The organism is Hymenobacter nitidus (genome assembly GCF_020447315.1).
Lineage (GTDB): Bacteria > Bacteroidota > Bacteroidia > Cytophagales > Hymenobacteraceae > Hymenobacter > Hymenobacter nitidus.
On the sequence record NZ_JAJADQ010000001.1, the window covers coordinates 321,691 to 342,656 of the forward strand.

Sequence of the window (20,966 nt, forward strand, 5' to 3'; positions counted from 1 at the left end):
TTATACGCATGTTCTCCGCAAAACCCTTTTCGACCCTGCTTTCCCGCTTCGTGCTTACCGGCGCAATGGCCCTGGCCCTGGCCAGCTGCTCCGACGACCCACAGGATGGCCCGCTCTACAACATCATCAAGGATGGCAACAACGTGTTTGTGCTCAACGAGGGCAAGTTCCAGACGCCCAACGGGGCCGTGTCCTACTTCAGCAAGGCCAGCAAAACGGTGGTAGACCGCAGCATTTTCCAGACCGTGAATCAGCGGGAACTGGGCGACGTGGTGCAGTCGATGCTGGTGGTGGGCAACCAGGGCTACATCGTGGTCAACAACAGCAAAAAGGTGGAAGTCGTGAACCTGACCACCTTCAAAACCGTGGCTACGGTGAATGGGCTGGCCTTGCCGCGCTACGCAGTGGCCGCCACCGCCGACAAAGCCTATATCACCGAGTGGGTGAGCTACTCGACTCCGGGCCGGCTGTCGGTGCTGGACCTGCGCACCAATACCATTACCAAAACCATTCCGGTGGGCAAGCAGCCCGAGCAGCTGGTACTGCTGAACGGGAGAGTATACGTGGCTAACTCGGGCGAGAATACCATCAGTGTTATCAACCCGACTACCGATGCCGTAGAAAGCACCATTACCGTTTCCGACGGCCCTAGCAGCTTGGTGGCCGACAACAGCGGCACGCTCTGGGTACTCGGCGCGGGTTTCACCGTCTACGATTCTAATCCTCCTTATCCGGTACTGTCGTCTACGCCGGGCAGCCTGACCTCCATCAACCCTACAACCAACACGGTACGGGCAGTAAAGACTTTTGCCAGCAACAACCCCGGCGGCCTGCGCATCGACGGCACGGGCACCCAGCTTTACTACCGCTACAAAGGTGCCATCTACCGCATGAACACCACTGACGCCACGCTGCCCACCACCCCACTGATCCGCCGCGGCTTCAGCGGCTTCGACATTGACCCGAAAGACAACACAATTTATGCCGGCGTGACGCCCTCCTACACCACCAACGGCCGCCTCGTCCGCTACCAGACCACCGGCACCGCCATCGACTCCTTTGAAGTGAATATTGCCCCCAACGGCTTTATCTTCTACTAGCCCGCCCCGCCTTTCTGAGCTATGAAAAAGCCCTGCCGCTCGATGAGCGGCAGGGCTTTTTCGTTGGAACAGGAGCCAGAATTAATCCTCCAGTCCGTCGTTGTTGCGGTCTTTGGCTTCCCCGGCACGGTCGTAGAGGTCCTGGCCGGTCGTGACTTTGGCCGTGTCGCCGGCCATGCCATTGGTGTTGGAAGTACCCGCCTGGCCGGGGTCGGGGTCTTTGGTTTTGTCGGCGCCTCGCTCAACGTTGGTGTCGCCGGCGTCGCTACCGGTATTGCAGGCCGTGAGGGATGCCGAAGCCAGCAGGAAAGCCAGGGCCAGGGGTCGGAGCAGAAAGGTTTTCATGGGTTGGGGCTGAAAAGTAGAGAGCTGAGGTATATCCTACGGCTGACCGCCGCAGTGGTTCTTGCGTATGCCGATAAGGCGTCTCGACAGTGGCCCGAATATAGGTGGCGGGCTGGTTTGCTAACAGCCCCGCCGTCCGAACCCTGGCTTGTTCGTCCTGCAACTCTACGGAGCCGGCCCGCGTTGGGGTCGGCAGTGAAGCACCGCAACTGCTTAACCAATATCTTTGTTGCTCAGTTGTGCTTATGAATCGTTTCGTTTCTTCTTCCTGGTTTACTCCTGCCCTGCTGCGCCGTGCCGGGGTGTTGGCGGGCGTAAGTTTTTTATTGGCGCTGCTGCTCGTCACCTACGTTTTTGGCTTCTCCAACCATTTCTTTGGTCGATTATTAAGCGCTTTTTTCGTAATATTCTGGCTCTTAGCTGTTACGTTTCTGGGCATTGTGCCCTTTGTAAACTGGGCAGCTACTCGTTGGTTTGGTAAAGAATGGTCGGCTACGCCCGCAGAGTCAGTGCGACGTGCCCGGCCCGTTTCGGCTACGGTTGCAGTAAATAATCGGAAACCCACGCGGCCTGTGCCGCGGCAGAACACTCCAAAACACCCGTGAAAACGACACTCCTCCACATTAAGAACATGGTGTGCCCCCGGTGCATCGACGCGGTGCGGCACCTTCTCGAGCAGGCTGGCTACCGCCCCACCCAGGTAACGCTGGGCCAAGCGCAGCTCGATCACACCACGCCCGCCGACCCGGCTGTGCTGGCCCCGATTCTGCACGAAGCCGGCTTCGAGGTGCTGATGGGCCGGGCCGACCAGCTCACCGAGCAAATCAAAGGAGCCCTGGGCGAATATCTGGAGCACCTGCGCACCGCCCGCATGCCCCTGACTACCTCGGCCTTTCTTACCGAGCGGTTTGCGGCCACCTACTCGCACCTGAGCAAGGTTTTCTCGCGCACGGCCAATCTGACTATCGAGAAATACCTGATTCGCCTGAAAATCGAGCGGGTCAAGGAAATGCTCAGCTACGGCGAAATGACCCTGAGCGAAATTGCCGACCAGATGCGCTACAGCAGCGGCCAGCACCTGAGCAACCAGTTCCGCCAGGTCACCGGCCGCTCCGTCAGTGAGTTTCGGCGCGACCTGATGCCCAAGCGCATGTCCTTGGATCAATTGGCTTAGTGCCTGGTCTACAACCTAGCCTCCCCATTGTTGGGGGAGTTGAGAAACCAGTTTTCTCGGCTCCCCCAATTGCTTTACAGATGGTTTGGCCCCACGGCTGAACCAACACCTGCGGCTGCGCTGTTCGGGCGTATCTTTGTGGTTCCCCTTGCCGTGCTGCCGTGTCTATTGCCTTGCCCCGAATCCTGCTCATTACCCCGCCGCTTACCCAGCTGAATACGCCCTACCCGGCCACGCCCTACATCAAGGGGTTTCTCGGGGGCCGGGGCTACTCGGTTACGCAGGCCGATCTGGGTCTGGAGCTGGTGCTGACGATTTTCTCGGAAGCGGGGCTGCGGCGGGTGTTTGCCGCCATTGAGGCCGGCGGCTTCGAGCTGTCGGACAATGCCCGGCGTATGGTGCGCCTGCAGCGCAGCTACCTGGCTACCATCGGGCCCGTCATCCGGTTTTTGCAGAACAAGGACAATACGCTGGCCCCGCGCATCTGCCACAGCCGGTTTTTGCCCGAGGCCGCCCGCTTCGACAACATTGCCGACCTGGAAGCCGCTTTCGGCACGCTCGGCCTCACCGACCAGGCCCGCCACCTGGCCACGCTCTACCTGGAAGACCTCGGCGACCTGATCAAGGAAACCGTGGGGCCGCAGTTCGGCTTTTCGCGCTACGCCGAGCGGCTGGGCATGTCGGCCACCTCCTTCGATGCCATGCACGAGGCCCTGCAAGCCGCTCCCAACCTGCTCGACCAGATGCTGCTGGAGCTGCTCGATGCGCTACTGGCCCGCGTGGAGCCCGACGTGGTAGGCTTCTCGGTGCCGTTTCCCGGCAACCTCTACGGCGCCCTGCGTCTGGCGGGCCGGGTGAAAGAGCTGCACCCCGCGGCCAAAACCCTGATGGGCGGCGGCTACCCCAACACCGAGCTGCGCCAGATTAAGGAGCCCCGCTTTTTCGACTATATCGACTTCCTGACCCTGGATGATGGAGAAGGCCCGTGGCTGCGCCTGCTGCAATACCTGGGCGGCACCCTGACCGAAGCCGATTTGCAGCGCACCTTCCGCCGCAATACGCAGGGGCGGGTAGAGTACCTGAACACGGCTCAGGCCGTGGATATTCCGCATACCGAAGTCGGCACGCCCGATTACAGCGACTTGCCGCTGACCGAGTACCTCTCGGTGATTGAGGTGCTGAACCCCATGCACCGGCTCTGGAGCGACGGGCGCTGGAACAAGCTCACCATTGCTCACGGCTGTTATTGGAAGCGCTGCTCATTCTGCGACGTGACGCTGGACTACATTTCGCGCTACGAAACCGCCCCGGCCACCCTGCTCGTGGACCGGATTGAGCAGATTGTGCAACAAACCGGGCAGACCGGCTTTCACTTCGTGGATGAGGCTGCCCCGCCCCTGGCCCTGCGGGATTTGGCCGTCGAGCTGCTCCGGCGGCAGGTAAAAATCACGTGGTGGGGCAATATCCGCTTCGAGAAAACCTTCAGCCCCGATTTGTGCCGGCTGCTGGCGGCCTCGGGCTGCATTGCCGTATCGGGTGGTCTGGAAGTGGCTTCCGACCGGCTGCTGGCCCTCATGGAGAAAGGCGTAACCATTGCCCAGGTGGCCCGCGTCACGGATGGCTTCACCCAGGCGGGCATCATGGTGCACGCCTACCTGATGTATGGCTTCCCGACCCAGACCACCCAGGAAACCGTGGACTCCCTGGAAATCGTGCGGCAGCTGTTCGGGGCGGGCATCGTACAGAGCGGCTACTGGCACCGTTTCGCCATGACGGCCCACTCGCCGGTCGGAAAAAACCCGGCCAAGTACCAGGTGGTACCCGTCGGCCCCGAGCCCGGCGACTTTGCCTGGAACGACCTGTGGCACGAGGACCCCACCGGCGCCAACCACGAAAAGTTTGGCCCCGGCCTGGCCAAAGCCCTCTACAACTACATGCACGGGGTGGCCCTGGACGAGCCCCTGAGCTTCTGGTTCGACTTCAAGACGCCGCACGCCAAGGTGCCCCGCCACTTGATTCAGCAGGCCCTGCAGGATCCGGGCAAGCCCGATTTTGCTAAACAGAACCAGCGCCTGTTCTGGCTGGGCAATGCGCCCGAACTGAGCCACACCGAGCACAAAAAAGGCGAGCGGGCCGTGCTGACGTTTTACGAACAGGCTGAGGACTTCGAGGTAAAAACGTCCGCTCCGATTGGTGCCTGGCTGCACCAGCTGCTCCTCGGCCTTACCACCGATTACGACACCAAAGTGCTGCTGAAAGAAGCGGCGGCTACTTTCCCAACCAGCGTCGCGGGCATGAGCTTCGAGGCCTTCCTGACAACGCCCACCTGGCAGCTGCTGCGCGAGAAAGGCTTGCTGATTCTGTAGGACTCCGCAGCCGGAGCCTAGCGCTGGCCGCGCTGACGCAGCCACGTGGTTAGCCCTTCCACGAAGTTTGGGGCGGGCTGGGGCCAGGTCCATTTGCCGTCGGCGCTAAGCCGGCCGGGCACAATGAAATCGGCATTGGCCTGCGGAAAGGTGCGGACCATTGAGCCCCGCCGGCCGCCCAGGGCCGTGCGCAGCCGACGGCTACTCTCGCGCACGTTCAGGCTGGTATCGGCGGCAGCGTAAAGGGCTAGCACCGGCAGTTGCCGACTAACTTGCAGAAAAGGCCGGGCCTGGACCGTTGAGGCAGCCGGCACGTTTTCCAGGACGACGAAAGCGGCTTTGGGCTGAGCCAAACCAGCGGCTCCGACCAGGGCGGCTGCACTACTGCCGCGCAGCCACAGTCCGATTTGGGTCGAATCGGCAGACGGCTCTTTGCGCAGGGCCTGCACTACGGCAACCGCTCGGTACAAGGCCGCCGAATCGGTTTCTGAAACTGGTGCCGTGAGGGGAACAACTACCGCTAGAAAACCCTGACGGGCCAGCAGGTCGGCGCGGGTGGCCGCCGAGCCGGCCGAAGCCGCATCGGCCAGCAAGGCCACCACCGGGTGCCGGCTACTCGTATCGGTGGGTACCAGTAGCGTCAGGCGCTGGGACTGGCCCTGGAGTTGGAAGGCAAACGCTTTTTCCTGGTAGACCCGCGCTGCGGCCTGCCCGCGCCGCACCCACACAAACTCGGTTTTGACACTGTCGAGCGTGAAAACCCCGCGCAGAAAATCACCCTCCCGAATAGCATTGACGGCTATTGCACTTGGCTGCCCAGGCTGCTCAAACATGAGCTGGGGCTCTTTGTAGCGCACGTTGGCCGCCGCAAAGCTCAGCCCGGCAATTTCCGGAAAATGCAAATCGGCCGAGAGCTTGCCAGGCGACTCCTCGCGCAGATCCAGGGCCACGCGCAGCTCCGCGCCCTGGTAGCTGATCGGGCCCTCGTAGTGGCCCGTGGGCAGCGGCAGCGTCGTGGTTTGGCCGCCGCCCGAAGAGCACGCACTCCACATTCCCGCCATCAGTCCGCACACTAGCCAGGAGCAGCGCTGGAACGGCAGAAAGGGCAAAGGCGGCGGTTTTCTCACGAGGGGCGGAAAGATGGTCGGGCCGCAAAGGTAATGCGCGCCGGGAATGTGGAGCGCCTACAACCCTTTGCGCAGAATCAAATCGGTTTGGATATCCTGCCCCAGCCGGAAGGTGTGCTGCCCTATTTCGCGAAACCCAAAGCGGCGGTAGAAGGCAATAGCGGGCTCATTCCGCTCCCACACACCCAGTACCACCGTGCGGCAGCTGTGCAGCCGCGCTTCCTCAATGGCCCGCCGCATTAGGGCCGCACCCAGGCCGGTGCCAATCCAGTCCTGCTGCACGTAGAGCCGCTCGATTTCCAGCCGGCCGCTTCCTTCCTTGCCTTCCTCCAAGCCCAGCGTCGAGCCGAGGCGCAGCTTGGCATACCCCACGGGCTGCTGCTGCATATGGGCCAGCAAAAAGGTGGTTTGGGAGTCGTTCAGCTCGGCTAGCTGCTTTTCTTCGCTGAACGTGGCGGCCAGAAACTCGGCCATATCCTCGGCTTTGTTATCGGCGGCGAAGGTATCGTGGAAGGTTTGCCGGCCCAGCTCAGCCAGCTGAGCAGCAACTGCGGGCGTGCGTTTGGCAACGGAAATGCGAAGCGGAGAAGACATAGAGGGAAAAAGCGAAAAACGGCGCGGGGCTAGTCGATTACGTCGTTCTGACGGTTGTTGCGGCGCAAGCGCCAGCCCATACGCAGCATAAACAGAGCTCCGACCAGAAACACCAGACTCAGGCCGGCCCGGCTGCTCGTCAGCGTGTCGGTTTGCCAGGCGGCATACAGCTCGGGCGAACGGTAAGCCAGGGCAATGAGCAGCAGCACGCCCGCCAAAAGATACAGCGTGCCGGTGGCGGCGGTGCGGCCGGAAGGAGGATATGCCATGGTGCGAGGCGTTAGATGGTCAAACTTAATAGGAAATTCCCACGGCCCGCCCCACGAAGGCATCCGTAGCCAGCTGCTTGAGCATGAACTGCGCGACATCGGCGCGAGAAACCCGGCCTTTGATCTTGGCATTAGCAAAGCTGAGGGCAATTTTGTAGCCTCCCGTTGCCTTGCCGTTGGTCAGGCCCGCGGGGCGCACGATGGTCCACTCTAGGCCGCTGTGCTGAATAAGGGCCTCCTGCCGCTCTTTGTCGGCCATGATGTGCTTGAGAAAAAGCGGGGCAATGAGCTTGCTGAATAGAAATCCTGATTCGTTTTTGCTGCTTCCTACCCCCAGCGACGTCTCGCAGATAAGCCGCCGCACCCCGTAGCGCTGCATACACTCAATGATATTCTGCGTGCCATCCGACAATGTAGTGTCGCCCGACTGATTTTTCTTCACGCCCAGAGCCAGCAGCACGGCATCGTGCCCGGGCACGGCCTTTTGCACCGTGTCGCTCCGGAGTATGTCTCCCTGCACCACCTGCAGATTAGGGTGGCGTACCGTCAGCTTGGCCGGGTCGCGCACAAAGGCCGTCACGCTAAACTGCTGGTCGAGGGCCTGCTGCACCAGCTGGCGGCCAGTGGCACCGGAAGCACCGAAAACAAGTATTTTCATAGGGCGGGAGAGGTAAGAAAAACCATCTGTTGCCGTGCGCAGCAGAATTTACCTCCTCATACGGATTGTCCGCTGTTGAGTCGCGCCGCCGCGTCTGCAAGCCTCACCTACCTCTCATTCGGCGCCAAATTTTCCGAAACAGTGCGGCTCAAATATATTGCCATCAGCCCGGGGCGCTTGTTTCTTGTTTGGTTAATGCTGCGTACTTTTGCCGGTACCAACATCTAAGCGAGAGTAGCTCAGTTGGTAGAGCATCAGCTTCCCAAGCTGAGGGTCGCGAGTTCGAACCTCGTTTCTCGCTCATTGTGAATCAGCCACTTGCCCGTTGAGGTGAGTGGCTGATTTGCTTACTGGATCGACTGGCCATTTTTGTACGAAGAGCCCCGTACGCCCTATACGCATACTGGTTAGCCCTGCCCCGACTCGGGTATGTTCTTCAAATTCGTGCTGGCCGGCTACCAGTCAAGTACTGTGCTTTGCCTCTCGATATTCTTTATAGAGTAGCAGGCCATCGGCCACGTTCGGACACTGCTGCTAGGGCTAGCTGAGCCAGTCGCCGGCGGCCTCCGGCTGATGCAGAATGGCTTCCACCCAGTAGCTGACCAGCCCATGTGGCGAGGGCCATTTCACCTTGTCGCCGAGCCGCGCACCCAGTACCGCCACTGCCACCGGATTGAGAATAGAAATCCGGTGGCGGGCCGGGTCAGCTTGCGGCGGGTACACCAGGGTAATCTGTAACTCGTCGGTGCTGTTTAGGTCGCGCAGCTTGATGCGGGAATTCATGGTCACTACGTCGGGCAGAATATCGTAGGAATCGACCAGATGGGCACGCGCCAGCTCCTGATTCAGCGCGGCCACGGCCTCGGCGTCGGCCGCCGGGTGTGCCTGGTGTACCAGTTGCAGGAGCCGCGCATAGTCCAGCTTAGTCACGTAGATATCGGAGGGCGAATGCATGATTTTCGGGAGGTTGTGAAGTGCGGGTTCAGGTAGCATGGCAGCAGGTAAATGAGGGGCGAAAGAATCAGGCGGCTATTGCCAGCCGCCCCCTAGGGCACGGTACAAGCTCACGCTTTGCAGTAGCTGCGTTTGGCGCGACTCGGCCAGACTCAACTCCGCTTCGAGCACGCTGCGCTGGGCCGTAATGACTTCGAGGTAGCTGGCGTAGCCGGCCACGAACAGCTCGTTGGACGTCGCCACGGCTTTGCTGAGCAGTTCCACTTCCTGCTGGCGGGCAGCCGAGGCGGCACGGTAGTTTTCCAGCCCCTGCAATCCGTTCACCACTTCCCGAAAGCCAGTTTGCAGCGACTGCTGGTAGCGGTAGTACGCCTCGTAGCTACCGGCCGTGGCCAGGCGGAAGTCGGCCTTGAACTGGGCCCGGTTGAGCAGCGGACCGGTGAGGCCGGCCAGGGCCCCGTAAGCCAGCGAGGTGGGGTCGAATAGGGTGGCACTGCGGTAGGAGTTGAAGCCTATGTAAGGCATAAGCGTGAGAGAAGGCAGAAAGGCGGCGCGGGCGGCGGCCACATCGGCGCGGGCGGCCTGCATTTCCAGCTCGGCCTGGCGCACATCGGGGCGGCGCAGCAGGGCCGTGACGGGCACGCCGGCGCTGAGGCGCTCGGGCAGCACCTGGCCAGGCAGCGGGCGCCCTCGGGTGATAGTGCGCGGGTAGCGCCCCAGCAGCTGGTTGAGGCCGGTTTCGGCTTCCGTTACGCGCTGGCGGGCTTCGTGAGCCAAGCTTTCGGTGCGGGCTACCTGGGCCGCAAACTGCTGCACGGCCAGCTCGGTAGCGCGGCCGGCCTGCTTCTGTACGCGCATCAGGCCCAAAGCCTCGCGCTGCAGGGCGATGTTGCGCTCCAGCACGGCCAGCTGGTTATCGGCCGTCAGCAGTTCGTAGTAGAGGCGGGCTACTTCGGCCACTACGTTGGTAGTGACGAGGTGGCGGCCCTGCTCCGACGCCAGCACGCGCAGGTAGGCGGCCTGGCGGCGCTGGCGCAGCTTGCCCCAGAGGTCAATTTCCCAGGAGCTGCGCAGCCCTACGAAGAACTCCGGCGTGACGGGCCCCGGGATGCGCTGCTGCCCGTCGATGTTGGGCGAAAGGTTGGTGTCGTAGTTGCCCACCCCATTCAGGGTGTAGCGCCCGTACCGGTCACCGCTGGCCGAACCGGCCGCGGAAACGATGGGCAGCAGTGCACCGCGGCGGGCCAGGTAGTTGGCACGGGCACTTTCCACGCGCTGCAGGGCCAGTTGCAAATCCAGGTTCTGGCGCAGCGCCGTGTCGATGAGAGCCGTCAGGGCGGGGTCCTGGAAAAACTGCTGCCAGGGCTGGGCGCCGGCACTGGTGGTATCGGCCGTGGGCTGGGTGAAGGTAGTGGGGACGGCCGGGGCGCCGGTGGGGGCGTCGGGCGCGGCCACACGGCAGCCGGTGGCGAGGATAAAGACGGAGAGAAAGGCAGGAAAGAAACGCATGAAATGTGCTGGCTTGGCGCCTCACCCCCCGGCCCCCTCTCCTTAGGGAGAGGGGGAGCCACGGCGGTGCGGGCTGTAGCGCGGACTTTTAGTCCGCGAATGAGTTGAACTGGTACAGGTATTCAATCCGCGGACTAAAAGTCCGCGCTACAAATCGTCCGGCCCCCTTTCTCCAAGGAGAGGGGGCCGGGGGGGTGAGGTTAATGCGCCACCAACTCCCGCACTTCCTCCACCTCCACCAGCTCATCGTCCTCCGGGTTTTTCACTTTTTCGAAGGAGGCAAACAGCACGTACAACCCGGGAATGAGCACCATGCCGAACAGCGTGCCGATGAGCATGCCGCCCGCCGCGGCCGTGCCGATGGAACGGTTGCCCAGGGCGCCGGCTCCGCTGGCAATAACCAGCGGAATCAGGCCCGCAATGAAGGCGAAGGACGTCATCAGAATCGGCCGCAGGCGCGACACGGCCCCTTCCACAGCAGCATCGAGCACGGAAGCTCCCTGGCGCCGCCGCTGCTCGGCAAACTCGATGATGAGGATGGCATTCTTACCGAGCAAGCCGACGAGCATGACCAGCGCTACCTGGGCGTAGATGTTGTTTTCCAGGCCTAGCAGCTTGAGGCTGAGGAAGGCACCGAAGATGCCGGTGGGCAAACTCAGCAGCACGGGCAGCGGCAGCAGCAGGCTTTCGTACTGGGCCGCCAGCAGCAGGTACACGAAGATGAGCACCACGCCGAACACGTACAGGGCCTGGTCGCCGCTCAGGATTTGCTCGCGCGTCATGCCGCTCCACTCATAGGCGTAGCCGCGGGGTAGCTCGTTGGCCGCTACCTTCTCGATGGCCGTGATGGCGTCGCCGGAGCTGAAGCCGGGGGCCGCGTCGCCGTTGAGCATGGCCGAGGTGTACATGTTGTAGCGCGTGAGCTGGTCGGGGCCGAACACGCGCTCCATCTTGATGAAAGTGGAGAAAGGCACCATCTCGCCGCGGTTGTTTTTCACGTGCAGGGCCAGCAGGTCGTCGGGGCGGCTGCGGTACTCCGGGCCGGCCTGCACCATCACCTTGTACATCTGCCCGAAGCGGATGAAGTTGGAGGCATAGTAGCTGCCCATCAGCGTTTGCAGGGTGCTCATGGCCGCGTCGATGGTCACGCCCTTCTTGGCAGCCATGTCCTGGTCGACGTGGATGAGGTACTGCGGGAAGTTGGGGTCGAAGCTGGTGAAGGCGCCCCCAATGGCTGGGTCCTTGCGCAGGGCGGTGAGGAAGGTCTGCGACACAGCGGCCGTTTTCTGCAAGTCGCCCGTGCCCGACTTATCCAGCAAACGCAGCTCGAAGCCGCTGCTGTTGCCGAAGCCCGGCACCGTGGGCGGCGGCAGAAACTGGATGTCGGCGTCGGCAATGTTCTTGGTTTTCTCTTCCAGCTCGGCGATGAACTCGGCCACCGACTGCTCGCGCTTATCCCAGGGCTTGAGGTTAATCATGCCCATGCCGTAGCTGGAGCCGGCCACCTCGTTCACCAGGCTATAGCCGGCCAGCGTCGACACCGACTCCACCGGGCCCAGCTGGCTGGCAATGCGCTGCACCTCGTCGAGCACGGTCTCGGTCCGCTCCACGGTGGCCCCGGCGGGCGTGGTCACGTTCACGTACACCATGCCCTGGTCCTCGGTCGGGATAAAGCCGGAGGGCAGGATTTTATTCACGCCCCAGGTGCCGACGCAGAACACCAGCAGCACCAACAGCGTCACCATCCGGCGTCCGGCAATAGCCCGCAGCAAGCCCTGGTAGCGGCCCGAAAGCGCGTCGTACCGTTTGTTGAACCCAGCAAAGAAGCGCGCCATCAGTCCTTTGGGCTTAGCCCCCGCCTCGGCCGGTGTGTGCTTGAGCAGCAGCGCGCACAAAGCCGGGGTTAAGGTCACGGCGTTGATACCCGAAATGACAATGGCTATGGCCAGCGTGAGCGAAAACTGCCGGTAGAACACGCCCACCGGCCCGTCCATGAAGGAAACCGGGATGAATACGGCCGACATCACCAGCGTGATGGCAATGAGCGAGGAGCTGATTTCGCCCATGGCCTCGAAGGTGGCGGCGCGGGCCGGCAGGTGCTTTTCCTGCATCTTGGCGTGCACGGCCTCCACCACCACAATGGCGTTGTCGACCACGATGCCGATGGCCAGCACCAGCGCAAACAGCGTGAGCAGGTTAATCGAGAAGCCCAGCACCTGCATGAAAAACAGGGTGCCAATCAGGGCCACCGGCACCGCCAGCGCCGGAATCAGCGTGGAGCGCCAGTCCTGTAGAAACACGTACACGATGACAAACACCAGCAAAAAGGCCTCAAACAAGGTGCGCATTACCTCGTGAATACTCGCGTCGAGGAAGCGCGACACGTCGTAGGCAATGCTGTACTTCATACCGGGCGGAAAGCTTGTGGCCTGTAGCTCGGCCATGCGGGTTTTCACGTTGGTAATAACGTCGGAGGCATTGGAGCCGGGGCGCTGCTTGAGCATGATGGCCGCCGAGGGCTTGCCGTCGGTTTTGGAGGCCATGCTGTAAGTGAGCGAGCCAAACTCCACGTCGGCTACCTCGCGCAGGCGCAGCACCGAGCCGTCGGCGTTGGCCCGCACCACGATGTTGCGGTACTGCTCGGGCTCGAAAAACTTGCCGGTGTAGCGCAGCACGTACTGCATCGACTGCGCCTTGTCGGCGCCCGAGCTTTCGCCCGACTTGCCCGGCGCGGCTTCCACGTTCTGGGCCCGGATGGCGCCCACCACTTCGTCGGTGCCCACGTCGTAAGCCGCCATGCGGTCGGGCTTGAGCCACACCCGCATCGAGTACTCGCGCGAACCCATGATTTCGGCAAAGCCCACGCCGTCGATGCGCTTGAGCTCCTGCAGCACGTTGATGTCGGCGAAGTTGTAGATGAACTTCTCGCCGGCCGCCTTGTCGTCGCTCGTGATGTTGAGGTAGAGCAGCATGGAGTTTACCTCCTTTTCCGTGGTCACGCCGGCCTTGATAACCTCCTCCGGTAATTCATCAAGGATGGTCGTCACCCGGTTCTGCACGCCCACGGCGGCCAGGTCGGGGTCGGTGCCCACCTTGAAAAACACGGTGATGAGTGTCACGCCGTTATTGGAGCTCACCGAGTTCATGTACGTCATGCCCGGCACCCCGTTGATGGCACGCTCCAGGGGTGTGGCAACGGCCTTGGCGCACACCTCGGCGTTGGCGCCGGTGTACTTGGCCGTCACCGTCACCGAGGGCGGCACGATGTCAGGGAACTGCGTGATGGGCAGCGTGAACAGGGCCAGCCCACCCAGCAGCACCAGAAACACCGAAATTACCAGCGACAGAATGGGCCGGCGAATGAAGATATTAAACATGAAAGTCGTTGTTAGAAGAGCAATTGACTTGCTGCGTGGACGAAGCCCCAAACAGCCATGCGCAACGCAGTCGAAGCATCTCTACCGCTCCGTTGCAGCGAATCGAAAGCACTCACCAAATTTTACTCTCGTGGTAGAGATGCCTCGACCGTGCTGCGCATGACGATTTGAAAGGTTTAGTAGGCTGCTATGCGCTACCCAGCGGCCAGCAGCGAGTCGAGCACCACGGGGCGGGGACTGATGCGCTGCCCGTCCTTGAGGCTCTGCACGCCTTCATAGACCACCTGCTCGCCGGCTTGCAGGCCCTCTTTCACCACGTAGAAGTCGCCGGTGCGGGTCTGGGGCGTGAAGTTGCGCATGTGCACCGCACCGGCCCTGTCGACCACGTACACGTAGTTTTTGTCCTGAATCTCGAACACCGACTTCTGGGGCAGCAGCAGCGCCGTGGGCAGGTTGGTCGTCAGCCGGATGCGGCCCGAGGCCCCGTGCTTGAGCATGCGCTTTGGGTTGGGGAAGCGCGCCCGGAACGCCAACGAGCCGGTGTTAGGGTTAAACTCACTCTCGGTGGTTTCGATGCGGCCGGCCAACGGATAAACTGAGCCATCGGCCAGCGTGAGGCGCACCGAGTCGGAGTGGCGGTCGGGATGCTTTTGGCGGGCCTTGGTGTATTGCAGATATTCGCCCTCGCCCACGTTGAAATAGGCGTACACCTCGTGCAGATCGGACACGGTGGTGAGCAGGGTACCTTCTTCCACCACGCTGCCCATCTTAAGCGGAATCCGGTCGATGATGCCGTCGAAGGGCGCCCGGACGAGCGTGTAGCTCAGATGCAACCGGGCAGCCGCTTCGCCGGCCCGTGCTTCGGCCACGCGGGCTTCGGCATCCTTAAGCTTGCTGCCGGCCAGGGCCAGCTCGGTTTTGGCAATGACGTTTTTATCGACCAGCAGCTTCACCCGGGTCAGTTCCACTCCGGCCGCCGCGGCCTGGGCCTGGGCACTGGTCAGGGCGGCCCGGGCCTGGCTCAGCTTGTTCTGGTAGGCGCTGGCGTTCAGACGAAACAGGGGCTGGCCTTTCTTTACCGGCCGGCCTTCGTCGACGTAGATCTGCTCCAGAAAACCGGCTACCTGGGCCCGTACTTCCACGTTGCGCACGGCCTGCACATCAGCCACGTAATCATGAAACAGCTCCTGCTCCGTAGCTTTCAGCGTCACGACGGGCAGCACGTCTGGCGCGGCCGCCCTTTCCGGGTTCTTGCCATCCACCGTGCAGCCGCTGATTCCGGCGGCCAGCATTATGGCCAGCGTACTAATCCACTGCCCGCGGCGCAGCAGCGCCCCCGGATTTCTCGATACTGAATACATGCGCGGTGTCAAAGGTGTCGGGCTCATTTAGAGGGGGAAAAAGCGGATGGTTGTTCCGCCAAGGCCGGGCTGGCCTGTTCGGCCCGCAGCTGCACCAGCACGCTGTCCTGCCGCATCTGCTGCTGTTGGCACTGGGCCAGCAGGCGCTGCGTGAGGTGCAGGTCGGCGGTGGTGGCGGTCAACTCGTCGTCTTCGGCGGGCCAGGTTTCGGGCCGGGCACTAAGCAACACCCCGTTCAACCCCAACGACAGCACCAGCGCCCCGCCGAGCAGCAAGGCCAGCAGATTCGTCGGCTGGGGGTGAGAAGATGTCATAGCAGTCGGGGCCGCAGGGCCAGGTGGAACGTGCTGCAAAGGAGCCCCCGCGACATTAGAACGAGATGAGAACGGTATTAGAAAACATGAAAACGGCCTTCACTCACCCTTTTGCAAGGAATGACGAAGGCCGTTTCGGGCTCCGCATGAAGAGTTGCTAGCCCCGTCTCAGAGCGGAGCAGCCGGCAGCAATACCGTGGCCGTGGTGCCCTGGCCGGGGGCCGAGGTAATTTCCAGCCGCCCGCCGTGGCGCTGCACCACGCGCTGGGTCAGGGGCAGCCCCAGGCCGTAGCCGGGGCGGCCCAGGGCGCCTGAGGCCCGGTACAGCGGCTCGTAGATCTGGCGCAGCTCGTCGGAGGACAGGCCCGGACCGGCATCGGTGATACGCACCCGCAGCGTGGCGGCAGTGGCATACGACAGCTCGGTGCGCACAGGGCCGCCGGAGTATTTGCCGGCGTTGTCGAGCAGGTTGAGCAGGGCCGTAACCAGCAGCTCAGCGTTGCCGGGAAGCATAAACAGGTCAGCGTCGGTTTCGGTGGGAAAGTCGCCGAAGGTGAGGCGCCACTCGCGGCCGGGGTACTTGGCGCGGGCAAATTCCAGGGCCTGGTTCAGGCACTCATCCAGGCGCACCGGGGCAAAGGCCGGCAGGGCACCATCGGCTTTGGCCAGGTTCAGCAGGCCGGTGGTAAGGGCGCTCAGGTGGCGGGCCGCATCCAAGCTCTGGGCCAGACTTTGGCGGGCTTCGGGCAGCGTGGTATCGTACTCAAGGGCCGTTTCCAACGTGCCGGTGAGGGTAGTCAGCGGGGTGCGCAGCTCATGCGAGGCATGGGCCAGAAAGCTTTTTTGTCCTTCAAACGCCTTTTCCAGACCCGCCAGCATGGTATTGAAGGCGTGGGCCAGCTGGGCCAGCTCGTCGCGCCCGTTACCTTCCGAGAGGCGGCGGCCCAGGTTGGTGGCCGAAATCCGGCCGGCCTGCCGCGTGATGCGCGCCACCGGCTGCAGGGCCGAGCCGGCAAAAAACCAGCCGGCCAGAATGGTGAGCACCAGCGCGCCCACGTTGCCTAGCACCAGCAGCAGGCCCAGTTGCCGCAGCTGCGCCCACCCCACCCGGTCTTCGGCCGACACGAAAATACGGTACAGCCCCGCCTCGGATTCCTGCGCAAACACCAGCCCGATGGACTCACGGTGCCCCACGGCCGGGTACACCGCAATTTTGCCGGGCTGCAGGCTCGCCAGCCGGGCCCGGTTGGCCTGCTGGTCGATGGAGTCGGCGCTGCTGTAGCGCAACGAGTTGTCGGGGCCGTAAATGCTGATTTCCTCCTGGGGCAACGTTAGCAGGTCGCCGCGGCGCAGGCTGCCCAGCATGCCGGTTTCGAGCTTGTGGGTGCGCACCAGCAGGCGCCCCGCCAGCAGGCCACTGTTGGTCAGGCGCTGCTCGAAGCGCTGGGTCCGCACGGTGGCGTTGAAGTAGTAGATAAAGGCCGAAAAGCTGACCTGGATGCCCAGCACCAGCAGGGTAAAGCGCAGCATCAGCTTATTGCGAATCAGCATGGGCTCCGGCGGGTTACTGTTCGCGCATGACGTAGCCCATACCCACCACCGTGTGAATCAGCTTCGAGGAGAAGTCCCGGTCAATCTTCTTGCGCAGATAGCTCACGTACACGTCGATGACGTTGGTCGTGGTGTCGAAGTCCAGTTCCCAGACCCGCTCGGCAATATCCACCCGCGACACGATGTGGCCCTTATGGCGCAGCAGGTGTTCCAGCAGGGAATATTCCCGGGTGGTCAAGTCGATGCGCTGCCCGGCCCGGGTCACGGTTTTCGACTCCAGGTTCAGCTCCAGGTCGGCCATGCGCAGCAGCTGCGGGGCCCCCGTTTCGGCGTAGCGCTTGGTCAGGGCCCGGGCCCGCAGCAGCAATTCCCGGAACGCAAAGGGCTTGGCCAGGTAATCATCGGCCCCGGCCTCGAAGCCGGCTTCCTTGTCGGCCAGGCTGTCGAGAGCGGTCAGCATCAGCACCGGCACCCGGAGCCGGCCCGCCCGAATCTGCCGGCAAAGCTCCACTCCATTAAGGTAGGGCAGGTTCACGTCCAGGATAATCAGGTCGTAGGGCTGCTGCTGGTAGAGCGACCAGCCCGTGCGCCCGTCGTAGGCCACGGTTAGCTCGTAGCCCTCGTGCTCAAACCCTTTTTTAACAAAGGAAGCTAGCTGCGGCTCATCTTCGACCAGTAGAACTTTCATAAGCGGCGTGCCTGTAGGTGAACCCGTACGAGGGGTAAAGGTACGTATCCGCCGGCCAGGGGTCAATGAGACGGCCAGGGGCAGGCCGCAGCTTCCGTGCTTAGGCCGTATCTGGAAGGTAAACCAGAGAATAGCCGCACCCCACGAAAACGGCTGATACGCTGGGCTCTTTTACTTCGTAAAGAGCTCCGCTTCCCGTAAAACCATTCCGGGGCCGCCCCGCACCGCGCAATAACGGGCCACTTATACTTCAGGGGCTCCCGGGGCCAGAAAGAATGCCCGGGGTGCCGGAGTGCCGGCGCTGGCGGGTACTATGGGACGCTGGACCGGCTCGGCGCTGGGCTGGAGCTTGCTCAGGAGCAGCGGAATAATAACATCGGCGTCGGGTAGCCCTTGGTGGCGCCACAGCTCCACGCCCTGTTGCACGAGTACCAGGGCCGGCAGCTCGGCAAGCTGAAAACTCCGCACCACGGCCGGGTGATGCGCTTCCTGAATGCGCATCACCCGGATGGCCGCGCCCAGCTTGTGCTGCAAGGCGTGGAGAAAGGCATTGGTGGCCGTCTGGGTCGGGTGCGCGGCGCCCGCCACTCCTACCGGCAGCAATACCAACAGCACGGGTGTTGCCGCGGGCCCCACCGGAAGTGATGTGGAAGTAGTCATCGGACGTGAAACAAGCATGGAGACACAAATTTAGCCGCCCTGCCTGGCCCTCCGGATGACGTCCCTCAGTGGGCCACCTGACTTTTATCAGCTGAGGCGGCACCCGGTCCGGCGGCAGACCGTGTATCTTTAGAAGCAGAATTAGTACTTATTTAGCGCCTCGCCCCTATTTTGCCCGCTATGCCGCCACCTGCGCACGCCACTGCCCTACTGGAACTGCTGTATGCCCAGGCCCCGGAATTTGTGGGCGTCTATGACCTGAGCCAGAACTGGTTTACCCAGGTCAACCGGGCGGGTGTGGAGCTGCTGGACTACCCTTCGGAAGCAGCCTTTCTCGCCGACCCCGCCCGAACTGCCCCGATAGCCGCCGGCCAGTGGGACGCCTTGTGCACGCAAACCCAGCGCGCCGGCCGCCAGGAAACGGAAGCCGAAATTCGGCGCTACCGCGGCGACACCTTCTGGGGCCGGGTCGAGCTGGCGTACTTCGAGGCCGAGGGCCAGCCCTTGCTGCTGGTGCGCCTCACCGAGCAAAACCGCCTGCAGCAGGCCGAGCGGGAGCTGGCCCACAGCGTGCGGCGCTTCGAGGCCGTGTTTGCCAATGCCACCATCGGCATCATCGTCTGCGACCGGCCGGGCACGATTGTGTCGGCCAACCAGCTCAGCGGGCAGCTGTTTGGCTACGACGCCGACGAGCTGCCGGGCCACAGCATCGACGTGCTGGTGCCCAATGCGGCGGGCCGCAACCATGCCAAGCTGCGGCAGTCCTTCAACGAGCGGCCCTCCGTGCGCGGCATGGGCCACAACCGCGACCTGCTGGGCCAGCGCAAAGACGGCTCGGTGTTTCCGGTGGAAGTCAGCCTGAGCTATTTCTACCTCGATGAGGAGCTGTACGTGGTGGCCTACGTGCTCGACATCACCTTTAAGAAGGAAGCCGAGCGGGAACTCATTGCCCAGCGCCAGCACGTGGAACGGCTCAATGCCGACCTGGAGCAGAAGGTAGCCGACCGCACCCACGCCCTGCTCAGCACCCTGGAGCAGCTGGAGCAGCGCAGCCAGGAGCTAACCCAGGCCCTGGCTGCCGAGCAGGAGCTGGGCGAGCTGAAATCCCGCTTCGTGAGCATGGCTTCCCACGAGTTCCGCACCCCGCTCACGGCCGTGCTGACCTCGGCCACGCTGATTGAGAAGTACCCGGCCACGGAGCAGCAGGATAAGCGCCTGAAGCATTTGCAACGAATTCGGGCCTCAGTGAACCACCTGAACGACATTTTGGAGGAGTTTCTCTCGGTGGGCCGCATTGAGGAAGGCAAGATTGAGGCCCACCCCGTGGAACTCGACCTGGCCGCCCTGCTGGAAGAAACCGTGGCCGACGTGCAGGGCCTGCGCAAGGCGGGCCAGCACGTCGACCGGCAGGTGCGCTGCCCCGGCCCGGTGCGCCTGGATCCGTCGTTGCTGCGCAAAATCCTGGTCAACCTGCTCTCCAACGCCCTGAAGTACTCGGGCGAAAACTCGGTGGTGAGCGTGCGGGCCGAGTGCCGGCCGGGCCTGCTCACGCTGCGGGTACAGGACCAGGGCGTGGGCATTTCCCGCGAGGACCAGGAGCACCTGTTCGAACGGTTTTTCCGGGCCCGCAATGCGGCTAATATTCCCGGCACGGGCCTGGGCCTGTATATTATTGCCCGCTACCTGGAGCTGATGAACGGCACCATCACCCTGGAAAGTGAGCTGAACGTGGGCACCACCGTCACCCTAACCATCCCCTATGAAGACCATTCTGCTGATTGAGGACAACGAGCTGATCCGGGAAAACACGGCTGAGATTCTGGAGCTGGCTGGCTACGCAGTCATGGTGGCCGAAAACGGCAAGGTAGGCGTGGAAAAAGCCCTGGCCACCAAGCCCGACCTGGTAGTGTGCGACATCATGATGCCGGTGCTCGACGGCTACGGCGTGCTGCAGATTTTCAACCAGAACCCCCAGCTGGCGGGCGTGCCGTTCATCTTTTTGACGGCCAAAACCGAGCGGGCCGACCAGCGCCGGGGCATGGAGCTGGGCGCCGACGACTACCTGACCAAGCCCTTCGACGAGGCCGAGCTGCTGAGCGCCATTACCGGCCGCCTGGCCCGTTTCCGCCACCTCAAGCCCGACTACAACCTGCAGGCGCCCGAAGGCCTGAACGAGTTTCTGGACGATGCCCGCGCCGTAGCCGGCCTGGACAGCCTCTCGGCCGACCGCAAAGTGCACACCGTGCGCAAAAAGCACGACATCTACCTGGAAGGCGACGAGCCCACGCGGGTGTACTTCGTGAAGGCGGGCCGGGTGAAAACGGTGAAGGCCACGGCCGGCGGCAAGGAGCTGATTACGGGGCTCTACGGCCCCGGCGAGTTTTTCGGGTACCTGCCCCTGCTGGAGCAAACCCCGCACAGCGACTCGGCCGTGGCCCTCGACGACACGGAGCTGGTTTACATTCCCCAGGCCGACTTTTCGCAACTCCTGCGCAACCCCGCGGTGGGGCAGCAGTTTATCAAGCTGCTGGCCGGGCGCGTGTCGGAGCGGGAAGAGCAGCTGCTGGGCATGGCCTACAACTCCATCCGGCGCCGCGTGGCCGACACGCTGCTGCGCATGCACGAGCAGGCCGCCGCCACGCCCGACGCGGCCATCTACCTCTCCCGCGACGACATGGCCGCCCTGGTGGGCACGGCCCCCGAGTCTCTGATCCGGACCCTGAGCGAATTCAAGAACGACGGCCTGATTGAGCTGACGCCCAAGAACATCCGAGTGCTGCAACCCGAGAAGCTGCGCCGCGCCCACTGGTAGAAGGTAGCCCGGCCGTCGTCTGGCATGGTACGATCCAAGCGCCTGGCCTTTGCCCAGCAGGGCCGTTTTATCCCTGCCTGAGCACTACGGGCCCCTCCCGCATACAA

At 62.8% G+C, this 20,966-nt stretch carries 19 protein-coding genes and 1 tRNA gene; 7 read left to right on the forward strand and 13 right to left on the reverse strand.

From position 1 onward, the window contains the following. Nucleotides 1–8 precede the first annotated feature (8 nt). The gene (locus tag LGH70_RS01450) at nucleotides 9–1,100 is read left to right on the forward strand and encodes a YncE family protein (RefSeq protein ID WP_226181957.1); all 1,092 of its coding nucleotides are present in this window, start codon (nucleotides 9–11) and stop codon (nucleotides 1,098–1,100) included. A gap of 81 nt (nucleotides 1,101–1,181) precedes the next feature. Here the strand turns inward: LGH70_RS01450 and LGH70_RS01455 are convergent, their stop codons facing one another. After that, entirely contained in the window at nucleotides 1,182–1,445 is a 264-nt protein-coding gene (locus LGH70_RS01455) for a hypothetical protein (RefSeq protein WP_226181959.1), read from the reverse strand. Between the two features lie 245 nt (nucleotides 1,446–1,690). Here LGH70_RS01455 and LGH70_RS01460 point away from each other — a divergent pair, with 245 nt between their 5' ends. The 3 genes from LGH70_RS01460 to LGH70_RS01470 all read left to right on the forward strand — a co-directional run bounded on the left by LGH70_RS01460 (nucleotide 1,691) and on the right by LGH70_RS01470 (nucleotide 4,985). Beyond that, nucleotides 1,691–2,050, forward strand: coding sequence for a hypothetical protein (locus tag LGH70_RS01460; RefSeq protein ID WP_226181961.1), 360 nt, complete (start codon nucleotides 1,691–1,693; stop codon nucleotides 2,048–2,050). After that, on the forward strand, nucleotides 2,047–2,619 hold the full coding sequence (locus tag LGH70_RS23755; RefSeq protein WP_226181963.1) for a helix-turn-helix domain-containing protein: 573 nt from the start codon (nucleotides 2,047–2,049) through the stop codon (nucleotides 2,617–2,619). Before LGH70_RS01460 ends, LGH70_RS23755 begins: the two co-directional genes overlap by 4 nt. A 167-nt stretch (nucleotides 2,620–2,786) precedes the next feature. Further along, the gene (locus tag LGH70_RS01470; RefSeq protein WP_226182672.1) at nucleotides 2,787–4,985 is read left to right on the forward strand and encodes a B12-binding domain-containing radical SAM protein; all 2,199 of its coding nucleotides are present in this window, start codon (nucleotides 2,787–2,789) and stop codon (nucleotides 4,983–4,985) included. Between the two features lie 17 nt (nucleotides 4,986–5,002). On the opposite strand, the gene LGH70_RS01475 is transcribed toward LGH70_RS01470, so the two are convergent. The 4 genes from LGH70_RS01475 to LGH70_RS01490 all read right to left on the reverse strand — a co-directional run bounded on the left by LGH70_RS01475 (nucleotide 5,003) and on the right by LGH70_RS01490 (nucleotide 7,633). Next, entirely contained in the window at nucleotides 5,003–6,094 is a 1,092-nt protein-coding gene (locus LGH70_RS01475) for a hypothetical protein (protein WP_226181965.1), read from the reverse strand. A 75-nt stretch (nucleotides 6,095–6,169) separates the two neighbouring features. Continuing rightward, nucleotides 6,170–6,706 (reverse strand): GNAT family N-acetyltransferase, encoded by a 537-nt coding sequence (locus tag LGH70_RS01480; protein ID WP_226181967.1) that lies wholly within the window; start codon nucleotides 6,704–6,706, stop codon nucleotides 6,170–6,172. 29 nt (nucleotides 6,707–6,735) lie between these two features. Next, nucleotides 6,736–6,975 carry a hypothetical protein gene (locus LGH70_RS01485; protein ID WP_226181969.1) on the reverse strand — a complete coding sequence of 80 codons (240 nt, stop codon included), beginning with the start codon at nucleotides 6,973–6,975 and terminating at the stop codon, nucleotides 6,736–6,738. 25 nt (nucleotides 6,976–7,000) lie between these two features. After that, nucleotides 7,001–7,633 (reverse strand): NAD(P)-dependent oxidoreductase, encoded by a 633-nt coding sequence (locus tag LGH70_RS01490; RefSeq protein WP_226181971.1) that lies wholly within the window; start codon nucleotides 7,631–7,633, stop codon nucleotides 7,001–7,003. Nucleotides 7,634–7,861: 228 nt separating this feature from the next. Between LGH70_RS01490 and LGH70_RS01495 the strand changes: the two genes are divergently transcribed. Beyond that, nucleotides 7,862–7,934: transfer RNA gene (locus LGH70_RS01495), tRNA-Gly, on the forward strand. Between the two features lie 239 nt (nucleotides 7,935–8,173). Here LGH70_RS01495 and rnk read toward each other — a convergent pair. The 8 genes from rnk to LGH70_RS01535 form a co-directional block, all read right to left on the reverse strand. Further along, nucleotides 8,174–8,587 (reverse strand): nucleoside diphosphate kinase regulator, encoded by a 414-nt coding sequence (gene rnk, locus LGH70_RS01500; RefSeq protein WP_226181973.1) that lies wholly within the window; start codon nucleotides 8,585–8,587, stop codon nucleotides 8,174–8,176. Between the two features lie 75 nt (nucleotides 8,588–8,662). Then, complete coding sequence (locus LGH70_RS01505; RefSeq protein WP_226181975.1) at nucleotides 8,663–10,096, reverse strand: efflux transporter outer membrane subunit; 1,434 nt, start codon at nucleotides 10,094–10,096, stop codon at nucleotides 8,663–8,665. Between the two features lie 200 nt (nucleotides 10,097–10,296). After that, nucleotides 10,297–13,473, reverse strand: coding sequence for an efflux RND transporter permease subunit (locus LGH70_RS01510; RefSeq protein WP_226181977.1), 3,177 nt, complete (start codon nucleotides 13,471–13,473; stop codon nucleotides 10,297–10,299). Between the two features lie 194 nt (nucleotides 13,474–13,667). Continuing rightward, a complete protein-coding gene (locus LGH70_RS01515) occupies nucleotides 13,668–14,834 on the reverse strand; it encodes an efflux RND transporter periplasmic adaptor subunit (RefSeq protein ID WP_226181979.1) in 1,167 nt (388 codons plus the stop codon). A gap of 23 nt (nucleotides 14,835–14,857) precedes the next feature. Continuing rightward, complete coding sequence (locus LGH70_RS01520) at nucleotides 14,858–15,148, reverse strand: hypothetical protein (protein WP_226181981.1); 291 nt, start codon at nucleotides 15,146–15,148, stop codon at nucleotides 14,858–14,860. Between the two features lie 168 nt (nucleotides 15,149–15,316). Continuing rightward, entirely contained in the window at nucleotides 15,317–16,699 is a 1,383-nt protein-coding gene (locus tag LGH70_RS01525) for a sensor histidine kinase (RefSeq protein ID WP_226181983.1), read from the reverse strand. Between the two features lie 13 nt (nucleotides 16,700–16,712). Further along, nucleotides 16,713–17,387: a response regulator transcription factor gene (locus LGH70_RS01530; RefSeq protein WP_226181985.1), complete on the reverse strand. Its 675-nt coding sequence runs from the start codon at nucleotides 17,385–17,387 to the stop codon at nucleotides 16,713–16,715. Nucleotides 17,388–17,630: 243 nt separating this feature from the next. Then, complete coding sequence (locus tag LGH70_RS01535; RefSeq protein WP_226181987.1) at nucleotides 17,631–18,047, reverse strand: thioredoxin; 417 nt, start codon at nucleotides 18,045–18,047, stop codon at nucleotides 17,631–17,633. 180 nt (nucleotides 18,048–18,227) lie between these two features. Here LGH70_RS01535 and LGH70_RS01540 point away from each other — a divergent pair, with 180 nt between their 5' ends. Together LGH70_RS01540 and LGH70_RS01545 are read left to right on the forward strand one after the other, a co-directional pair. Beyond that, the gene (locus LGH70_RS01540) at nucleotides 18,228–19,829 is read left to right on the forward strand and encodes a sensor histidine kinase (RefSeq protein ID WP_226181989.1); all 1,602 of its coding nucleotides are present in this window, start codon (nucleotides 18,228–18,230) and stop codon (nucleotides 19,827–19,829) included. Next, complete coding sequence (locus LGH70_RS01545; RefSeq protein WP_226181990.1) at nucleotides 19,807–20,859, forward strand: response regulator; 1,053 nt, start codon at nucleotides 19,807–19,809, stop codon at nucleotides 20,857–20,859. The genes LGH70_RS01540 and LGH70_RS01545 overlap by 23 nt, the downstream gene beginning before the upstream one ends. Nucleotides 20,860–20,966 lie beyond the last annotated feature (107 nt).

Excerpts from the sequence above, each read along its gene's own strand:
- LGH70_RS01450 (WP_226181957.1), top strand. The coding sequence starts at position 9 with ATGTTCTCCGCAAAACCCTTTTCGACCCTGCTTTCCCGCTTCGTGCTT.
- LGH70_RS01455 (WP_226181959.1), bottom strand. The coding sequence starts at position 1,445 with ATGAAAACCTTTCTGCTCCGACCCCTGGCCCTGGCTTTCCTGCTGGCT.
- LGH70_RS01460 (WP_226181961.1), top strand. The coding sequence starts at position 1,691 with ATGAATCGTTTCGTTTCTTCTTCCTGGTTTACTCCTGCCCTGCTGCGC.
- LGH70_RS01480 (WP_226181967.1), bottom strand. The coding sequence starts at position 6,706 with ATGTCTTCTCCGCTTCGCATTTCCGTTGCCAAACGCACGCCCGCAGTT.
- LGH70_RS01485 (WP_226181969.1), bottom strand. The coding sequence starts at position 6,975 with ATGGCATATCCTCCTTCCGGCCGCACCGCCGCCACCGGCACGCTGTAT.
- LGH70_RS01490 (WP_226181971.1), bottom strand. The coding sequence starts at position 7,633 with ATGAAAATACTTGTTTTCGGTGCTTCCGGTGCCACTGGCCGCCAGCTG.
- rnk (WP_226181973.1), bottom strand. The coding sequence starts at position 8,587 with ATGCATTCGCCCTCCGATATCTACGTGACTAAGCTGGACTATGCGCGG.
- LGH70_RS01505 (WP_226181975.1), bottom strand. The coding sequence starts at position 10,096 with ATGCGTTTCTTTCCTGCCTTTCTCTCCGTCTTTATCCTCGCCACCGGC.
- LGH70_RS01510 (WP_226181977.1), bottom strand. The coding sequence starts at position 13,473 with ATGTTTAATATCTTCATTCGCCGGCCCATTCTGTCGCTGGTAATTTCG.
- LGH70_RS01515 (WP_226181979.1), bottom strand. The coding sequence starts at position 14,834 with ATGTATTCAGTATCGAGAAATCCGGGGGCGCTGCTGCGCCGCGGGCAG.
- LGH70_RS01520 (WP_226181981.1), bottom strand. The coding sequence starts at position 15,148 with ATGACATCTTCTCACCCCCAGCCGACGAATCTGCTGGCCTTGCTGCTC.
- LGH70_RS01525 (WP_226181983.1), bottom strand. The coding sequence starts at position 16,699 with ATGCTGATTCGCAATAAGCTGATGCTGCGCTTTACCCTGCTGGTGCTG.
- LGH70_RS01530 (WP_226181985.1), bottom strand. The coding sequence starts at position 17,387 with ATGAAAGTTCTACTGGTCGAAGATGAGCCGCAGCTAGCTTCCTTTGTT.
- LGH70_RS01535 (WP_226181987.1), bottom strand. The coding sequence starts at position 18,047 with ATGACTACTTCCACATCACTTCCGGTGGGGCCCGCGGCAACACCCGTG.
- LGH70_RS01540 (WP_226181989.1), top strand. The coding sequence starts at position 18,228 with ATGCCGCCACCTGCGCACGCCACTGCCCTACTGGAACTGCTGTATGCC.
- LGH70_RS01545 (WP_226181990.1), top strand. The coding sequence starts at position 19,807 with ATGAAGACCATTCTGCTGATTGAGGACAACGAGCTGATCCGGGAAAAC.